A 16,591-nucleotide genomic window follows, 5' to 3' on the forward strand; every position below is an offset into this window, starting at 1 on the left:
ACGGATTATCCATTAGCTGAGGAGGGATTGCATGTCGTTTACGATGGAAGTCATTAAGCCGGAGGAAATAAAATCCGCGATCGAAGAGCAGGTGAAGCCGGAGCCGGAGGAAGTTACCCAATTGAAGGAGCTCGCGCAAAATAACGTCTCTTCGATTATGGAGCTCGACATCGAGTCTTTGGAGAAGCGCAAAGAAATCCTGCAATCGATCGACAAGTTCGGCATGAGCACAATGAGATCATCTTCGGACAAAAACTCTCTTCTGCAGATTTCCGTAGGAAAGCTGTCCAAGACGGGAGATGAAGGCGGGGAAGTGGCCAAGGGGCTGATGGAGCTGCATACGCAGCTTAAGGATTTGGACCCAAGCGCCTTGGACTTTGCCAAAAGCGGACTTCTTGGCAAGCTGTTTAATCCCTTGCGTCAGTATTTTGCCAAATATCAGAAGGCGGACTCGGTCATCTCCGATATTATTATTTCCTTGGATAAGGGTAAAACCGTACTCAGGAATGACAACACGACGCTGGAGTTCGAACAGCAGACGCTTCGGGAATTAACCAAGCGGCTGCAGAAGGAGATTCAGCTCGGCATGTTGATGGATCAGGAGATCGAATCCCAGATCGAAGCGGCGAAGCTTCGTATGGAGGCGGAGGACAAAGTTCGTTTTATTACGGAGGAAATCTTGTTCCCGCTGCGCCAGCGGGTGATGGATCTGCAGCAGATGCAGGTTGTGAACCAGCAAGGGATTATGGCCATCGAGGTCGTTATGCGGAACAATAAGGAGCTTATCCGCGGGGTTGATCGCGCCCGGAACGTAACAGTCTCCGCTTTGAGAATTTCTGTAACGGTTGCGAGTGCCCTTTATAATCAAAAGATTGTATTGCAGAAGATCGAGCTGCTTAATGAAACGACGGACAATCTGATCAGCGGCACGTCCAAGATGCTGAAAAATCAGGGTGCGGCGATTCACAAGCAATCGCTGGAGACGAGTATTTCGGTCGATACGTTGAAGGAGGCTTTCTCCGATGTGCTGGAAGCGCTGGATTCCATCAGTACCTACAAGCAGGACGCTTTGCCGAAAATGAGAGATACGATCATCCAGTTCAGAGAGCTGGCCGACACAGGGGAGAAGCAAATCCTTCGTCTAGAGAAAGGGCATAAGCTGGGTCTCTAGTGTGTGATATGCTCTATCCTATATGCTCGTTGTTCCAACCACAGCCGGAAGGCTGTGGTTTCTTATTTAGGAAGCAGAAAAGGTCTACAAGCTAAAGGATAGTTGTGTTCAATGCAAGCGATGCTATAATGAACGAAGTGAAAGGGGGGAAGCGGGCAGCTGAAGGAGCTTTAGTAGAACATTCGGCTGCTTATTCCTATGACGGCTAATGATTTGCCTTTAACGAAAGAAGAGATACTGGATGCCGCGGAGCAAGTGCTGAGGCGCTTCGGACCAGACAAGACGTCGGTCGTTGATATTGCAAAGGTGCTGAAGGTCAGCCATGGTACCTTATACAGACATTTCGCGAGCAAGGTTTCCATTCGGGAGGCGGTGACGGAGAGATGGCTGCGTTTGAGTATTACAGTGCCGCTGGATACTCTTGCAGAGCAGACAGGGGGCAGTGCTGCGGCACACTTGCGCCTGTGGATGGAAACTCTGATAGGTCTTAAGCGAACCTTCTCTGTGGAGGACGCGGAGATGTTCAAGATGTATGCTGCCGTCACGCTGAGCGAAGTGGAAATAATTGAGGCTCATGTGAATCGGCTTATCACACAGATGGGGAGATTGATTGACAGTGGCATGCTGACGGGGGAGTTTAAGGAAGGGAATTCGGAGCAACTGGCCAGAGCTCTTTTTCTGGCGACATCCCCATTCCACCATCCGGCTCATGCGAAGGCATGGATATCCGACAGTCATACTGCTGACTTTGACGCTGTGTGGCAACTGTTGATGTCCGGTCTGTTAAAAAAATAATGTTCTGTCTCATACAACCTTCGAATCCAAGCGTACGATTCGGAGGTTTTTTGGTTTGTTTTGAAATGGTGGGGACTGCAAGCTTAAGGGGGTTATCGGCCAGACATAACCCTTGAATGACAAATAATAAAAAATGTCATTTGACATTCGTTATTGGCATGGGCTATGATGATCTCACATCGCGTACGATAGAGTATTCAACTCGGAGATGAGGAAAGAATAGCTAAAGATGAATAGCCGTATGCGTGTAATCTGTGATTTCCAGCATGAATGACAATATAAAGGTGGGATAGGGATGGAACGGTCTTTAATTGGGAAAGTAGCATTGGTTACAGGCGCATCAAGAGGGATGGGCAAGCGGATAGCCGAGGATTTGGCGCAGCATGGCGCCAAGGTAGTGGTCAACTATGCAAACAGCCCAGGCAAAGCTGAGGAAGTCGTAGCGGGCATTGTGCAACGCGGGGGCGAGGCCATCGCTATCAGGGCGGACATTAGCCAAGTAGCAGAGGTAGAGCGCTTATTCCGGGAAACGCTGGAGGCATACGGAAGAGTGGATATACTAGTGAATAATGCAGGCATCATGATCACGAAGCCGCTTTCTCCAGACGACCGAAGAAGACTTCGACAAGCAATTCGATATTAATGTGAAGGGGACCTTCTTTGCGATCCAGCAAGCGGTGAAGCATATGGGAGAGGGCGGACGCATTATCAATTTCTCTACTTCGGTGACGGGGCAAATCTTCCCGGCTTACAGCTCTTACGCAGGATCGAAAGGCGCAGTCGAGCAATTCACGCGCCAGCTTGCGAAGGAACTAGGCCCTAAAGGCATTACGATCAACGCAGTCTCCCCAGGTCCTGTGACCACCGAGCTATTTACGGTTGGGAAGACGGAAGAACAAGTCAAGACCATAGGCAGCATGAACGCTTTTGGACGCATCGGAGAACCGGAGGATATCTCGGAGGTTGTGTTGTTTCTGGCTAGCGAGCAGTCTCGCTGGGTGACGGGACAGACGCTTCGTGTGAACGGCGGTTTTATATAAGAATTTTAGCGTAATGGGAAATATGGAGGGAACAGTCGGATCTAAGGATCTGGCTGTTTTTTTGTTTGAATCCACCCTATAGTATTGAAATAGATGTTGATAGGAATCGGGAATGAGGAGCGTATTAGCTTGTAGTATCAAACATGGAAGCAAAGGAGGGCAGGCAGGGTGGGCATAACAGAGGACAACGTAGTGAAGCACATCAAGAAACGCAATGAAAGGGCGCTGGCGTTCATCGTGAAGACGTACGGCGGATTGCTTGCGGCGATTATTAAGCGGCATGTGCAATTCAATGAGCAAGAGTATGAGGAGTGTCTCGATGATGTGTTGCTGGCGATCTGGCATCATATCGACGCGTTCGATGAGGAGAGAAACACATTCAAGCAATGGATAGCTGCTATTGCGAAGCACCGTGCAATCGATTACCAGCGCAAAATGTCTAGAAGAAGGCAGCATGTTGTCACAGCAGACATCACGGATGTGCTCTATCACAAGCATCCTGAAGCCACGCCATCGCATGATGTAGAAGATGTACTGGAGCAATTGTCGGATACGGAACGCGTTGTGTTCCAAAAGTATTATCTCGAAGGCGTGCCTTCGCATGAAATGGCACAGCAATTGAATGTGAAAGAATCATGGATTCATAACAAGCTGTCGCGAGGACGCAGTAAGCTGCGGGACATATTGATTCCGAGGAAGGTGTAGAGGAATGTCGATTTTTGAAAAATGGAATGAGATGAATCTGGACATATCACAGTATGAGACGGAGCCGTTGTCTGACTTAGAGCAGAAGAGATGGGTGAATCGAGTAAAAAATAAGTTGGGGCGCCACCGCATGATGACTGCGAGAAGATGGGTAGGTTTTGCCGCAGTGCTTATTCTCGCGATGGGCGTTACATTATCATACGGTAAGCTGACACTTGCCAAAATCCCGGCCACAGCGGGTCAGATCGAACGATTTATTCATAGCGAGACTCCGCCCGATTATTCCGCTTATAAGACCGTATTTGGCGAATCCGCCGAGAATGCGTATGGCAAGCTTACACTGAACGAAGTGCTTGTCGATTCAGATCGACTGCTCATCAGCTCGACCTTCGAGCCTGCGAAGGGGATTGACTTCAGCTATCAGACGCAGCTCATGCCAAGTGTGCTGGTGGATGGTGAGGATATCCAGCTTACGAGGGGCTCGCAGTCGATTAAGGTTGTGGAAGGGATGTACACCGTATATGGCGATATTAGTGTGCGGGAGCTGCCGCGGAACGGGCAACCGCTTCAACTGACAATTGCCTACGATCGAATCAGTGGAAAAGGCGAGTATGAGATAACAGGCAAACCAATCGAACAGCCTTGGATATTCCACGTCGAGGTTTCTTCTAGTGAGCTTAATGCCGCTATGAAAACCATTGATATGAATGAAACAATATCGCTTCCTCAAGGGCAGACTGTCACGATCGAAAGAGCCATTCTGACGCCGATATCGACACTTATTTATTTTGATGCAGCAGGGGCATCGGATTCACTAAGATGGAAGCTTGTCTCGGACAGCGGTCAAGAGATTTTGGAATCGAAGGGTTATGTATCGGAGGAACCGGGGGAGAGATCGTATATCCGATTCGGACCGATTGATAGCAGTCAAGGTTCATATCGCATCGTTCCGATTGGCTTTAATGATCGTGAGGAGCTTGGATCAGGCGTTCAAATTCCATAAATGAAACAAAGGATAGCCGCAGAAAGAAGCTGCGAGCTATCCTTTTTGTTGTGAGTTATATCTCGATAATAATAGGGAGAATCATCGGTCTTCTTTTTGTTTTCGCATAGAGGAAAGCGCCGACGGAGTCTTTTGTTTTGGTCTTTAAGATCGCCCACTTCCAGTCATTACCTAATTCTTGGAGCTCCTCAATGGTACGAATCACGATTCGACTAACCTCGCTAAGCAAGCCTTCCGATTCCTTCACATAGACGAAGCCTCTCGAGATAACATCCGGGTCGGACAGCAGCGCATTTTCCTGGCGGCTTAATGTAATGACGATGACGATAATGCCGTCCTCGGACAGGTGCTTGCGATCCCTCAGTACAATGTTGCCGACATCGCCGATGCCGAAACCGTCCACCAACGTGTTTCCTGCCGGAATCTGCCTGTTGCTGACTGCTTGGCCGCCGCTGATGTCCAGTACATCGCCATTTCGCAAGATGAAGACATGCTCCCGTTCGACTCCGACGTCTACGGCAAGCTGACGATGCTGGTGCAGCATGCGGTATTCCCCGTGAATCGGAACAAAATAGGTCGGCTTCATGAGGGTAAGCATCAGCTTCAGCTCCTCCTGACTGCCATGCCCGGACACATGCATCCCGTTCGAACCGCTGCCGCCGTGGATCACATGCGCCCCCAGCAAATACAGATGATCCAGCGTGCTGGCAACATTCCGTTCATTGCCGGGTATCGGAGATGAGGCGAAGATGACCGTATCGTCAGGGTCAATCGTAATTAAGGGATGTGTGGAGCTGGCCAGACGCGATAAGGCTGCCAAGGGCTCGCCTTGGCTACCGGTACATAATACCGCGATACGATCACGAGTGAACTGCCCGGTCTCTCTGGGCTCAATGAGCATACCATCCGGTACATCCAGATAACCAAGCTCCCGGGACACCCGGACGACATTCACCATGCTGCGCCCGAGCAACAGCAGCTTGCGGCCCGTTTTGCGCGCAGCGTTGATCACTTGCTGCAGCCGGTTTACATTGGAAGCGAAGGTTGTGAGAAATATTTTGTTTGTCGCTTTTTGGAAGGCTTCTTCGATGCGCTCTCCCACCAGCTTCTCGGAGGGGGTGAACCCGGGCCGCTCCGCATTGGTGCTCTCGGATAACAGAAGAAGCACGCCGCGTTCGCCGATCCGGGCCATTTTATGCACATCGGGAAATTGCTTGTTGGCGGGCGAGAGGTCGAACTTGAAATCTCCGGTATGAACGACTGTTCCTTCCGGAGTATCAATGGCGATGCCTACACAATCCGGAATGCTATGATTCGTGCGGAAGAAGGACAGCGTGAGCGTACCCAGCTCGATGATGCTGTCGGTGTTAATATTATGCAATCCTTTATCGCTCAGGTTATGCTCCTTCAATTTGCCTTTGATCAGACCGAGTGTCAGCGGAGTTCCGTATACAGGCATATCTAGCTGCTTCAAAATGTAAGGAATAGCTCCGATATGATCCTCATGTCCATGCGTAATAAATAGACCTCTGATACGCTGCTTGTTGTCCAGCAAATATGTAATGTCGGGAACGATGAGATCGATGCCGAGCAGGGTTTCGTCCGGGAATTTGGAGCCGCAGTCAATGACGACGAGATCATCTCCGTATTGCACGACATACATGTTTTTTCCAATCTCGAATACGCCGCCTAGCGCAAATACGGACAGCTTGCTTGTTTGTTGCGGATTTACTTGATTTTGATTCATCATATCTGTCCTCCCAAAAGGATGCCATGAATGGATGTTCGATGTTCAGTGTACGCCCAAGATGCCGGATATCCTTAATATTTTGATTAATCGGCTAATCTATTCACTTACTTCCATCGAAGATATAACTGAACGGTATACGGCTTGAGGGCTATAGATTTTTGGGTGTTCAAGTGCTAGGCTGGATAAAAGAGGTTACACATGTGAATCATGTTGCGAAGGAGGCAGCTTATGCATGCGAATGGCTTAATACTGGAAGGCGGAGGCATGCGCGGCGTTTATACAGCGGGCGTGCTGGAGTATTTTTCAGAGCATGGGCTTTACTTTCCCTATACAATCGGCGTGTCGGCAGGAGCCTGCATGGGAGCAAGCTATTTGTCCAGGCAGCTTGGACGCAATCGTATCGTTAATGTGAATTGGGTGAGTGATCCGCGATATTTGTCTTGGAGCAATCTATGGAAGAATGGGCAGCTGTTTGGCATGGATTTTATATTTGATGAAATTCCGAATAAGCTGGTGCCGTTCGATTATGATGCTTTTCAGAACAGTCCGGAGGAATATGTCATCGGTACGACGGATTGCACCACAGGGGAGCCTGTTTATTATCATAAGAACGATCCCGGTTATGATTTATTAAAGCTGCTACGGGCGTCAAGCTCGCTTCCCTTTATCGCTCCGATCGTCGAGTTCGGCGGCAGGAAGCTGCTCGATGGCGGCATTGCCGATCCCATCCCGTTGCGAGAGGCCGAGAGACAAGGCTACCAGCGCAATGTGCTTATTCTGACGCGCAACAGCGACTATCGCAAATCCCGCTCTCGCTTTCCCTGGATGCTGAAGCGCGCTTATACCAAATATCCGAAGCTCGTTGAGACGATGCTGCGCAGGTATGAGGTCTATAATGAGACATTGGATTATATCGAAAGTCAGGAGAAGGCAGGCAACGTATTTGTTATTCGGCCTCAAGAGACCTTGACGGTTGGCAGAATGGAGCGGAATAAAGAGAAGCTGGATGCGCTCTACATGCAGGGCTATCGCGATGCGGACAAGCTGATGCCATCTCTTCAAGATTGGATGAAGGTTACTGAAGTATAAGGTCAGCCAATGATTTGGCTGCCTTTTTTCGTACCCTTTTCGGTCCATACGAGCCGCTTATGTGCATCATTTTTTTCGTTGTAATACTTTCGCCATGTTCGCTTTTGCCGGATTCTGGCATGATGAAGGAGGTTAATCGTTAGCAGCAAGGTTCCAGGGCGTGAACTTCTAACGTTCCGCAGTGCCGGTCCGATTCGGCTCCGGTATACTGAACGCTTGTGCAACATTAATCCTCCAAAATTATTATTGGGTTCAAATCCCAATCGTCTTTACAGACGCCAGGTTGGACACTCGATTAAGGATCGAGCAATTGAGCAAGTCTGAACAGGTCTTCCAGGGAACGGTCGGAGCAGCAGCGACCCTTTGCATTCCTGTCCCCCTTCGTAAGGAGAGGCGGCAAACGGATGCAGGGAAGCGGTGAATTCCGCTTTGGCCGGACTATGCAATCGGAGGATACCGAATCACGAAAGCTATCCGCGCAGGGCTGACAGAAGACCGAGGCAGGTACGGGTGGCAAGGACCCCGACGCCTCCTCGTTACAGATGCGGTCAACTGGAGGCAAAAGCGATTCTGAATCCGATTCCGTCCCGATGTCGAAGGACCGCTCCTGCGGAAGATCAAATGAAGAAGAGGTGTATAGGATGAAAAAAATGATCAAAACAATAGTCATCAAATCGGATGAGCGAGGATTGCTCTTTCATAAAGGCAGCTATATCCATCATTTAAAGCCGGGAACGTATCGCTACACGTCTTGGTCTGGAAACGAAGTGATCGTACAGGAGGTGACCAGACCATTTGCGGTGCCAGGCAAAGAGCTTGCTCTATTTCGTCATGATGCGGAATTGGGCCTGGAGCTTGCGGTTGTGGATGTCCAGGATCACGAGTATGTGCTTCATTATGAGGATGGCCGATTCGTCTCCTTATTAGGGGCAGGCAGCTATGCCTATTGGAATGTGCTGAAAAAGCATCGCTTCGTACATATCGATATCCGTCAGCCTGAGCTTCCGTCCGATCTGATTGCTGCGCTTCCTCAGCGGCTGCTGCCTTACTGTACGGTCATTGAAGTGGCCAATCATGAAAGAGGGCTCCTGCACTATAATCACGTTTTTCAAAGAGAGCTTGCGCCCGGTAAATATTACTTTTGGAAACATGCTCCTGTTAGCGTACAAGTGAAAATGGCCGACCTGCGTCAGCAGCAGCTTGATTTGACCGGACAGGAGATGATGACGGAAGACAAAATTACGCTTCGACTCAATTTTGTATGCCAGTATCAGATCGTAAGTCCAAGCAAAACGTTGGAGATCAAAGGCTTTGATGAGCAGGTTTATATTACGCTGCAGCTGATTCTGCGTGAATACATTGGCACGATGAAGCTGGATGATCTGCTCCGCGTGAAGCAAGAGATCGGCGCCTATGTGCTGAGTCGTCTGAATGAGCATAGCGATCGATTCGGGGTCCGATTTGCTGCCGCAGGCGTGAAGGATATTATTTTGCCTGGCGAGGTGAAGGATATCTTGAATACCGTGCTGCTGGCGGAGAAGAGAGCGCAGGCCAATCTCATTACGCGCCGTGAAGAGACGGCTTCCACTAGAAGCTTGCTCAATACGGCAAAGCTGATGGAGGAGAACAGTACGCTGTATCGGTTGAAGGAGCTGGAGTATCTGGAGAAGATATGCGATCGGGTAGGCAGCATCTCCTTGACTGGCGGAGGCAACCTGTTGGAGCAGCTCAACGCTTTGGTCGGTGTGAAGAAAGCCGGAGATCATTCGTGATATAATGATCTTCGGCTTTTATTTTGTACTTAAGATGTCGCGGATGAACCTGGCTTGGAGAGGATGACAGGCGTATTGGATAACTCATTTGCAGAGAAGGATAGCGCTCAATTGGTATCGGGAACAGAGCGGATCACGTTAGGCATGGGCTGCTTTTGGAGTCCGGAAGCGCTGTTCGGTGCGATGCCGGGAGTGATTCGCACACGCGTTGGCTACACGGGAGGTCAGTCCGCTCAGCCGACGTACCGTAATTTGGGGGATCATACGGAAAGTGTTCAAATTGAATTTGATTCCAGCATACGATCCTTTGAGGAGCTGGCCGCCTACTTTTGGGAGCATCATAATCCAGTTAATATTAATGGTTACAGGGGCCGGCAATATCACTCGCTGCTCCTTTATGAGAATGAGAGCCAACGCACTGCGATTGATCGCGTGCTGCTTGATCGAGAGCGCCGAGGATACGCTAGACCGGACACGGACATTGTGCTGTACAGCAACTTTTATAGCGCCGAGGAGCGTCATCAGAAATATTACTTAAAGCGGTATGCGCAAGCGGTCGAATCGCTCAGCGCACGATATCCCTCACATAGCCAGTTGAATGACGCCACCGTTGCCGCTAGGCTGAATGGTCTTGCGAAGGGCTATACCAGCATGGAAAGAATCAAAAATGAGATAGAGGCATGGAGAATCAGCGACGCGGAGAAAAGTGATATAATAGACTTGATATCCTCCATTCGATGGTAGGAGACCTTAGTATTTGTTGTCCTTGATTAAGGGGGAGACGCATGAAGGTATATCTGATTCTTACTCAAATTTTATATGTGATTGGTTTACTGCCCTGGTTTGTTTTCTGGGGATTGTCGTTTATGAGTTTTGACAGTGGCGTCGGGGCTGCCAATTTAGGCTTCGTCCTTGCGATTACGATTTATCCTATTGCCGTTGTGGCTTGTTCGATTATCGCATGGGTCATTCACAAACGGAAGAAACGGGCTGCGGTTATCGTCAATTTGATACCGATGCTATGGGTATTGGGGCTGGGATCCCTCTTTTTGTTATAATAGGGCGTATGTTTAGGACCGTTAGGGTGAGGTGACTCGCTGCTGACGGTTTTTTTCATTATCGGTTATTCCCTTTTGATGCGGGAGCGGTAGCGTTCCGGTTCACATAAGAGTGGGGTACGCTGCCGATCTTTTAAGCGACTGCATGTATGGAGGGATCGTGCCATACAGATGCTGTATAGTCGACAACGTAAGGAGAAGAACTCTGCCGCACAGATGCGATTAGCTTCCCAGATGCTGCAGATATGCAGAGAAGCTCTTCCCCTGCTGAATCGGCAATATGCAGATATTTCGGCCGAGCCTCTTCTGAGGAGGTTGCCAGCCCGCACATGGAGTTGACGGAACGGGAGAAAGAAGTTTTGCTGCTGATGGCCGAAGGAGCTTCCAACAAGGAAATTGCCGTCAAGTTGACGGTTACGAGCGAGACGGTGAAAACTCACGTTCGCAATATATTCAAGAAGCTGAATGTAGATCGCCGGATAAGGGCCGTTGCTGTGGCTGAAAAGCTGAAGCTATTGCAATCATAATGGCTCCAAAACAGCTATAGCTGTTTTTTACATTGAAGCAGCGGCAGGCATCGATTATGATAACTCTATCACATTTGGAAAGGAGGCCGAGGGCCATGTTCGTTACGATCATGTTAGACCGCATAGTTAAGAAAGCAAACCATACATTCATTGTCCATCGGCCTCTACGGGCCTGAGCAAGGAGAAGCGGAAGCACGTGACCACATGTGGTTGCTGGTGCGAACCGCTCCTATTTTCCGCATGCTTGAAGACCGTAAGCGACCTAGGCTTACGGTCTTCTTTTTTATTTCTACTAAACGAGAGTGAGTGAAATTTCATTATGAATAACAACGAAACGTATTACAGGCAGATTGATCTGCCGGCAGGCGATCTGCACATCTATGCCAGCGATAGATTATTCCAGGATATGGGATCCAAGGTGCTGGAGATGGCGAACAACAATTTGCAAATTCCAAATATTCGCTACATGAGCTATACGCCGGATGCACATGTTGGAGTCGGTACATGTATCGGCACGACAGCTGTATGGGGAGCGGAGAATGGCTATGTCTCGCCCTCCATCGTAGGCAGCGACATCGGCTGCGGCATGCGCGTCCATGTGACGAATATGCAGGCCGAGGATTTGAAGGATGTGAGGCTTCGCCGGAAGCTGGTGAAAGCGATAGAGAAACTTATTCCGGTCGAGAGCCATGCCAGAGGCTACTTCTCCGACATTAGACTTGAGCATGTGCTTCGCAAAGGGCTTCACGGGCTGCCGGGCAAATATGTGCCGGACTCGTATACGCCTAGAAAGGCCACTTCCCTAACGCATGTCGAAAGCAGCGGCTTTCGATTCAATGAAGATGTGCTGGATCGCTTGCCGGAGCATGTGTGGCACCGATCACATCGTCAACTGGGCACGCTTGGAGGAGGCAATCACTTCGTCGAGATTCAGTCCATTCAGCTTCATGAAGACAATTATGACGTTGCGCAGCAATGGGGACTTAAGGATGGACAGGTCATTGTCATGATACACAGCGGCTCCCGCGCATGGGGCGGCGCCGTCAACCAATATTGCAGCTCGGAAGTGGCCAAGACGATGCGCCAGCTAGGTCATGGCACTGCCGATCCCAAGCTTCAGTTCGCACCGATCGGCAGTGCGGCGGGAGACACCTATATAAACTTGATGTATTCTGCTCTGAACTTCGCCATTGTGAATCGTCACCTGCTTGCTTACGCGGTCCGAGAAGCCTTCCGCGACACGATCGGATCCGGCGTGGAGCTGCGGACGCTTTATGATCTGATGCATAATTACGCTTGTGGAGAAGAAGAAGGAGAGGATAGCTATTTCATTCATCGGAAGGGTGCAACCCGGGCGCTGCCGGGAGGACATCCCGGCAATCCTGCCCCGTATCTGACGACAGGGCATCCGGCGCTTATACCGGGATCGATGGGGACGGCCTCCTACTTGATGGTCGGCGCTGCCGGCGGTGCGGACAACTATTACTCCATCTGCCATGGAGCGGGACGGATTCGTTCCCGCAATGCGACAAAGCAGCTAGTGTCAGTAGATGAATTTGCCGCCTCTATGCGCGTAGGGTGCGAGGATGAGATTGTGGTAAACCATCGGGCGCTGGAATCGATTCTGGATGAATCCCCGCAAGCTTACAAAGACGTAGATCAAATCATAGAAAGCGTCGTTGGAGCCGGACTTGCCACTGTTGTGGCGAAGTGCAGCCCGCTTGCGACGGTCAAAGGAGTATAACGATGAGAGCAGCAGCAAAATTAACGCAAGCGGTTAAAGATAAGGCTATGTCGAGCGAAAGGGCTTCCTTCATCGCTCCTTCTGGCCAAGGTCCGGTCTCCATTGGCAAAACTTATTTCGATTATGCGGAAACAGTCAGACGCATCTTCCGCTATCTGGAGGAAAGATTCGGCGGCGCTTTCCGTCTCTATTACCAAGAGGATAGCAATGATATGTGGGACTCGCTGGAGGAGGATGTGCGAAGGGGCTACCCCGGTGTGGAGCATGCGGCGAGCCTGTACGATCTCGTAGAGACCGATGTATTCCGTTACGAGTCGGACACGGCAATGTCGCCTCGTCAGGGCAGCTATGAGATTAGACCGGCCGTCCGTAATAACTTGCTTCTCTACCCTGCGTTTCAAGTTGCATTTGCCCGCGTTCCGAAAGAAATGAATCATGGACTCGGATACGAGAATTTGATTTTTGCGGCAAGCGAAGAGAGCATGGGTGAATTTCTGGCTGATATGCGTCAGCGTCAGCTTGCCGAGCGGAAAATCATGTTATATAGCGATACAAGAGATGGATTGGAGCGTGAGCATCTTAGCGCGACCCATCCTGTCGCTCGAAGCGACGTTTTTATGGATGAGACGCTTAAGGCGCATATTTATCGATCGGTGGATGAGTTTTTCGATAAGGAAGGATCTTTTTTCGAAACCTATAATATCCCGTACAAACGAGGGATTCTGCTCTACGGCAAGCCGGGCAATGGAAAAACGACATTAGTAAAGTCAATCTCAGGTACGGTGAGCGCACCGGTAACCTATTGGCAAATTACAGAGTATACGAACAGCGAGTCCATCAGCGAGGTATTCTCTGCTGCGGTACGTATGGCGCCGATGGTGCTGGTTATTGAAGATATAGACTCCATGCCGGAATCGTGCAGATCCTACTTCCTCAACATTTTGGATGGCGTAGCTTCCAAGGAAGGGATTTTCCTCATCGGGACGACCAACTACCCGGAGCGCATCGACCCGGCACTGATGAACCGAGCAGGGCGATTCGATCGGGCTTACGAGGTAAAGTCGCCGGATCAGTCGATGCGCCTTGATTATTTGCAGCGCAAGGGGATGGCGCAATTAGTTGATCAGGAGACGCTTGCGGAAGCGGCCAGACGCACGGACGGATTCACCTTTGCGCAGCTTGGTGAACTCTATGTATCTGCCGCCTTGCAGAAGCATTACGAGAATGAAGTGAGGTTGATGGATATGATTAACGAGATGAATTCTGACTACTCGAAGAGCCGCAGCGGCGATTGGATGAAAGATAGAAATACAATGGGATTTATGTAAATCATGAACGGTCAAGCTTTCTTCTTTTGCCATTGAGAATTTTAATCCAAACCTTCTGATGGTCGTCCCGGCATATACGAATACCAAGATGTTTTAGTAGTGTCCAGACTTCCTGAAAGTAGTAATAGGGCATCTTATCAAGAATGTTGCTACAGCCCTAAGTTGTTGTACAGATATGAAAGTTTAAGACGGTTTCCCCGGTCAAACGGAGGCAGTCGTCTTATTTCTTTTCTTCCCTGGGCGTCTGCCGTGTAACGGGCTTCTGCCTGCACATAAACTAAGTTAAACCGTCAGACGAATCCCTTGAAGGAAGGACACTCATCATGGCCAAGAAGCAAAAAACGGAATCAACTCCTACGGTATCAGAGAGCCTTCTCCTTATTTCCTCCATCATTATGGTTATTTATGGAGCATTCGCCATCACAGCGTTATCCAAAGCCAAGGAGGAGAAAGATACGAGTATCATTTCCCCTATTGCCTCGGGGTTGTAATGTCGTCGATTGTCCATGCATCCAGTAGAGATAATCTTCTCATATGAAAGATACTCACGGACTTCTGCGCGCAGCGGCTACCGCGTGCCTGGCAAGTCTCAACTGGAATGTCTGTGATTAATTCGGTATGCGAATGCTCATCAGGCTCCATGAAGCGGTGTCGAATGGCTGCATCTTCTGCGCCAAAGTACCTCCTCTTAGCTTGGGGCAGCATGCTGATTGGAAATACGCGATGCATGAGCGCTCTGTCGTCATACGTGTTGGCCAGGAAAAAGGTATTGATTGTATCATACGGGTCAAGCTCGCTCATAAAGGAGCCAAGCGTGCCTGACGCCTTCGCTATCATGAGCTGATGGCCTAGATCGATATTTCCTTTGCCGTGTGTGGTGCTGCCTTGAAAGTGGATGCAGAAGTGGCCGCTGAAGCCATTGCCCGGAATGCCGTCTCCGCCATGCGGCATTCCGTGCATGGAAGCGGCTAACGTGCGGCCGTTCGCTTCGACGAGTATAGCTCTGCGATGCCAGCTCCAAGTGCCGTTATAAATTTGCTTCATCGTTTCGGTGTCTGCCTTTGTCAACGGCTGAACGTCCGCATGACTGCTGCCCGCTCTTCGCTGAGCGTTGAATCGCAGTCCCGTCTCCAGATCGATGACGGTCAAGTTGGTTTTTCGCGGAATAACCCTTTTCGCTTCCTGCCAAGACAGCAGTTCCCCGTAATGCTTGGCCCGAAGCTGACGGGCCTCATTCAGCAGCTTGCTTCGTGCTATAGGACGCAGGACAATCGTCTTTCCATGATCCCCATGAAGATTTCCGAAGGAGTCCACAGAATAATTAATGATTTGTCCAGTAGGTTGCTTGATCGTCACATAAAGATCAGAGGCCAGGAAGGGGCTGCTTCCCTCGCTTGCCGATCCTTCCAATAGGGAGGGAGACAGAGACTTTACGGATTTGTGCTGTGCATCGGAGGAGGATTGGACAAGCAATTCTGCCTGTGATGGAGCGGCTATTGCGTAATTCCATGCATAAGCCAGGGAAATAGTGAAGCAGAACAGGGTGAGATAAGTTGCCCTTCTCGCTATGGATGGAACAGTCCGCAATCGATGGTTCATAATCATTCTCCTTTTGAAGGGTATAGCTTTGCGTTGAACAAGGAAATCCTACTCGGTAGGCATCTTGATTCCAAATGTAGAGGTGAGTATGGTGAAATGGAAAGCGGCAACGACTTGTTTTTGCGTCATGATGATGATATCCGTGCCTGCCTTGGCAACTCCTGCAGCGGGTGCGAAGGAGCGAAAATATTATGAGACGAGAGGCGAGATCGTCTGGGAAGTGCCAACGGAAGAGAAGGTCATCGCTTTGACGTTCGACGATGGTCCGAGCCCGGAGGATACGCCGGAAATTTTGAAGCTGCTGGAACAATATCAGGCGAAGGCCACGTTTTTTATTATTGGAAAACATGCCGAGCGCTATCCAGATATCGTGAGACAAGAGGTGGAAGCAGGTCACGAGCTTGCTAATCATACGTTCAACCATCCTTTTTTCAACAACCGCTCTTCCCTGGAGGCCATGAAAAAGGAGATCGAACAAACCGAGGAGACACTTACGCGCATTACAGGACAGAAACCCGCATTATTCCGTCCTCCGGGCGGTTATTATAGCGATCGGCTGATCGACGCGGCCAAAGCGTTTCATTATCAGGTTGTGTTATGGTCCTGGCATCAGGATACAGAGGATTGGAAACGTCCCGGTGTACATAAAATTGTGAATAAGGTGCTTCGCAATGCGAGGAATGGAGACATTATTCTCTTCCATGATTTTGTAGGCGGACAGTCTCAGACGGTATCCGCTCTGAAGCGCATACTGCCAGAACTGAGTGATCGGGGCTTTCGCTTCGTTACGGTATCCGAGTTGATCGGATATGATCAAGTGCTTCATCATTAATTTGTACGGATTTTCACAGGCCCGGCGGAAACGTCGGGTTTTTTGTATGGCGTCATTAGTGAACATTGCGGGAATGAAGGAAGGTAAAGAGCGCGGTGCCAGTGTATGATACGTTGCTGGGAAAGCTTCGTAGTTTTCCTGTTCGAGGACTTGCTCATATGCAGCGCAAGGAGAATTA

Annotated in this window: 15 protein-coding genes and 1 pseudogene; 14 read left to right on the forward strand and 2 right to left on the reverse strand. The window is 49.8% G+C overall.

What is annotated here, in order from left to right:
- Nucleotides 1-31: 31 nt before the first annotated feature.
- The 5 genes and pseudogenes from DX130_RS17195 (at nucleotide 32) to DX130_RS17215 (ending at nucleotide 4,714) form a co-directional block, all read left to right on the forward strand.
- A complete protein-coding gene (locus tag DX130_RS17195; protein WP_116047499.1) occupies nucleotides 32-1,171 on the forward strand; it encodes a toxic anion resistance protein in 1,140 nt (379 codons plus the stop codon).
- A gap of 198 nt (nucleotides 1,172-1,369) precedes the next feature.
- Nucleotides 1,370-1,966 carry a TetR/AcrR family transcriptional regulator gene (locus DX130_RS17200; protein WP_116047500.1) on the forward strand — a complete coding sequence of 199 codons (597 nt, stop codon included), beginning with the start codon at nucleotides 1,370-1,372 and terminating at the stop codon, nucleotides 1,964-1,966.
- A 295-nt stretch (nucleotides 1,967-2,261) separates the two neighbouring features.
- A pseudogene (locus tag DX130_RS17205) lies at nucleotides 2,262-3,006 on the forward strand (SDR family oxidoreductase).
- 168 nt (nucleotides 3,007-3,174) lie between these two features.
- A complete protein-coding gene (locus tag DX130_RS17210; protein ID WP_116047502.1) occupies nucleotides 3,175-3,711 on the forward strand; it encodes a sigma-70 family RNA polymerase sigma factor in 537 nt (178 codons plus the stop codon).
- A gap of 4 nt (nucleotides 3,712-3,715) precedes the next feature.
- On the forward strand, nucleotides 3,716-4,714 hold the full coding sequence (locus DX130_RS17215) for a DUF4179 domain-containing protein (protein ID WP_116047503.1): 999 nt from the start codon (nucleotides 3,716-3,718) through the stop codon (nucleotides 4,712-4,714).
- A gap of 55 nt (nucleotides 4,715-4,769) precedes the next feature.
- Here DX130_RS17215 and DX130_RS17220 read toward each other — a convergent pair whose 3' ends face one another.
- A complete protein-coding gene (locus DX130_RS17220) occupies nucleotides 4,770-6,464 on the reverse strand; it encodes a ribonuclease J (RefSeq protein WP_276310899.1) in 1,695 nt (564 codons plus the stop codon).
- Between the two features lie 207 nt (nucleotides 6,465-6,671).
- Here DX130_RS17220 and DX130_RS17225 point away from each other — a divergent pair, with 207 nt between their 5' ends.
- The 8 genes from DX130_RS17225 to DX130_RS26505 all read left to right on the forward strand — a co-directional run bounded on the left by DX130_RS17225 (nucleotide 6,672) and on the right by DX130_RS26505 (nucleotide 14,473).
- Nucleotides 6,672-7,553: a patatin-like phospholipase family protein gene (locus DX130_RS17225; RefSeq protein ID WP_240644556.1), complete on the forward strand. Its 882-nt coding sequence runs from the start codon at nucleotides 6,672-6,674 to the stop codon at nucleotides 7,551-7,553.
- 650 nt (nucleotides 7,554-8,203) lie between these two features.
- Nucleotides 8,204-9,325, forward strand: a complete 1,122-nt coding sequence (locus DX130_RS17235) for a slipin family protein (RefSeq protein ID WP_116047826.1) — start codon at nucleotides 8,204-8,206, stop codon at nucleotides 9,323-9,325.
- A 63-nt stretch (nucleotides 9,326-9,388) separates the two neighbouring features.
- Nucleotides 9,389-10,069, forward strand: a complete 681-nt coding sequence (locus DX130_RS17240) for a peptide-methionine (S)-S-oxide reductase MsrA (protein WP_116047508.1) — start codon at nucleotides 9,389-9,391, stop codon at nucleotides 10,067-10,069.
- A 41-nt stretch (nucleotides 10,070-10,110) separates the two neighbouring features.
- Complete coding sequence (locus DX130_RS17245) at nucleotides 10,111-10,383, forward strand: hypothetical protein (RefSeq protein WP_116047509.1); 273 nt, start codon at nucleotides 10,111-10,113, stop codon at nucleotides 10,381-10,383.
- A 329-nt stretch (nucleotides 10,384-10,712) separates the two neighbouring features.
- Entirely contained in the window at nucleotides 10,713-10,910 is a 198-nt protein-coding gene (locus tag DX130_RS17250; RefSeq protein ID WP_206098840.1) for a response regulator transcription factor, read from the forward strand.
- Nucleotides 10,911-11,229: 319 nt separating this feature from the next.
- On the forward strand, nucleotides 11,230-12,654 hold the full coding sequence (locus tag DX130_RS17255) for an RtcB family protein (RefSeq protein ID WP_116047512.1): 1,425 nt from the start codon (nucleotides 11,230-11,232) through the stop codon (nucleotides 12,652-12,654).
- Between the two features lie 2 nt (nucleotides 12,655-12,656).
- Nucleotides 12,657-13,982 (forward strand): AAA family ATPase, encoded by a 1,326-nt coding sequence (locus DX130_RS17260; RefSeq protein ID WP_240644557.1) that lies wholly within the window; start codon nucleotides 12,657-12,659, stop codon nucleotides 13,980-13,982.
- A gap of 323 nt (nucleotides 13,983-14,305) precedes the next feature.
- Nucleotides 14,306-14,473, forward strand: a complete 168-nt coding sequence (locus DX130_RS26505) for a hypothetical protein (RefSeq protein ID WP_165861337.1) — start codon at nucleotides 14,306-14,308, stop codon at nucleotides 14,471-14,473.
- On the opposite strand, the gene DX130_RS17265 is transcribed toward DX130_RS26505, so the two are convergent.
- A complete protein-coding gene (locus tag DX130_RS17265; protein WP_116047514.1) occupies nucleotides 14,454-15,581 on the reverse strand; it encodes a hypothetical protein in 1,128 nt (375 codons plus the stop codon). The two genes, DX130_RS26505 and DX130_RS17265, sit on opposite strands and share 20 nt — an antisense overlap.
- An 88-nt stretch (nucleotides 15,582-15,669) precedes the next feature.
- Here DX130_RS17265 and DX130_RS17270 point away from each other — a divergent pair, with 88 nt between their 5' ends.
- Nucleotides 15,670-16,413, forward strand: coding sequence for a polysaccharide deacetylase family protein (locus DX130_RS17270; RefSeq protein ID WP_116047516.1), 744 nt, complete (start codon nucleotides 15,670-15,672; stop codon nucleotides 16,411-16,413).
- Nucleotides 16,414-16,591: the final 178 nt, after the last annotated feature.

Source organism: Paenibacillus paeoniae (genome assembly GCF_003388735.1).
Lineage (GTDB): Bacteria > Bacillota > Bacilli > Paenibacillales > Paenibacillaceae > Pristimantibacillus > Pristimantibacillus paeoniae.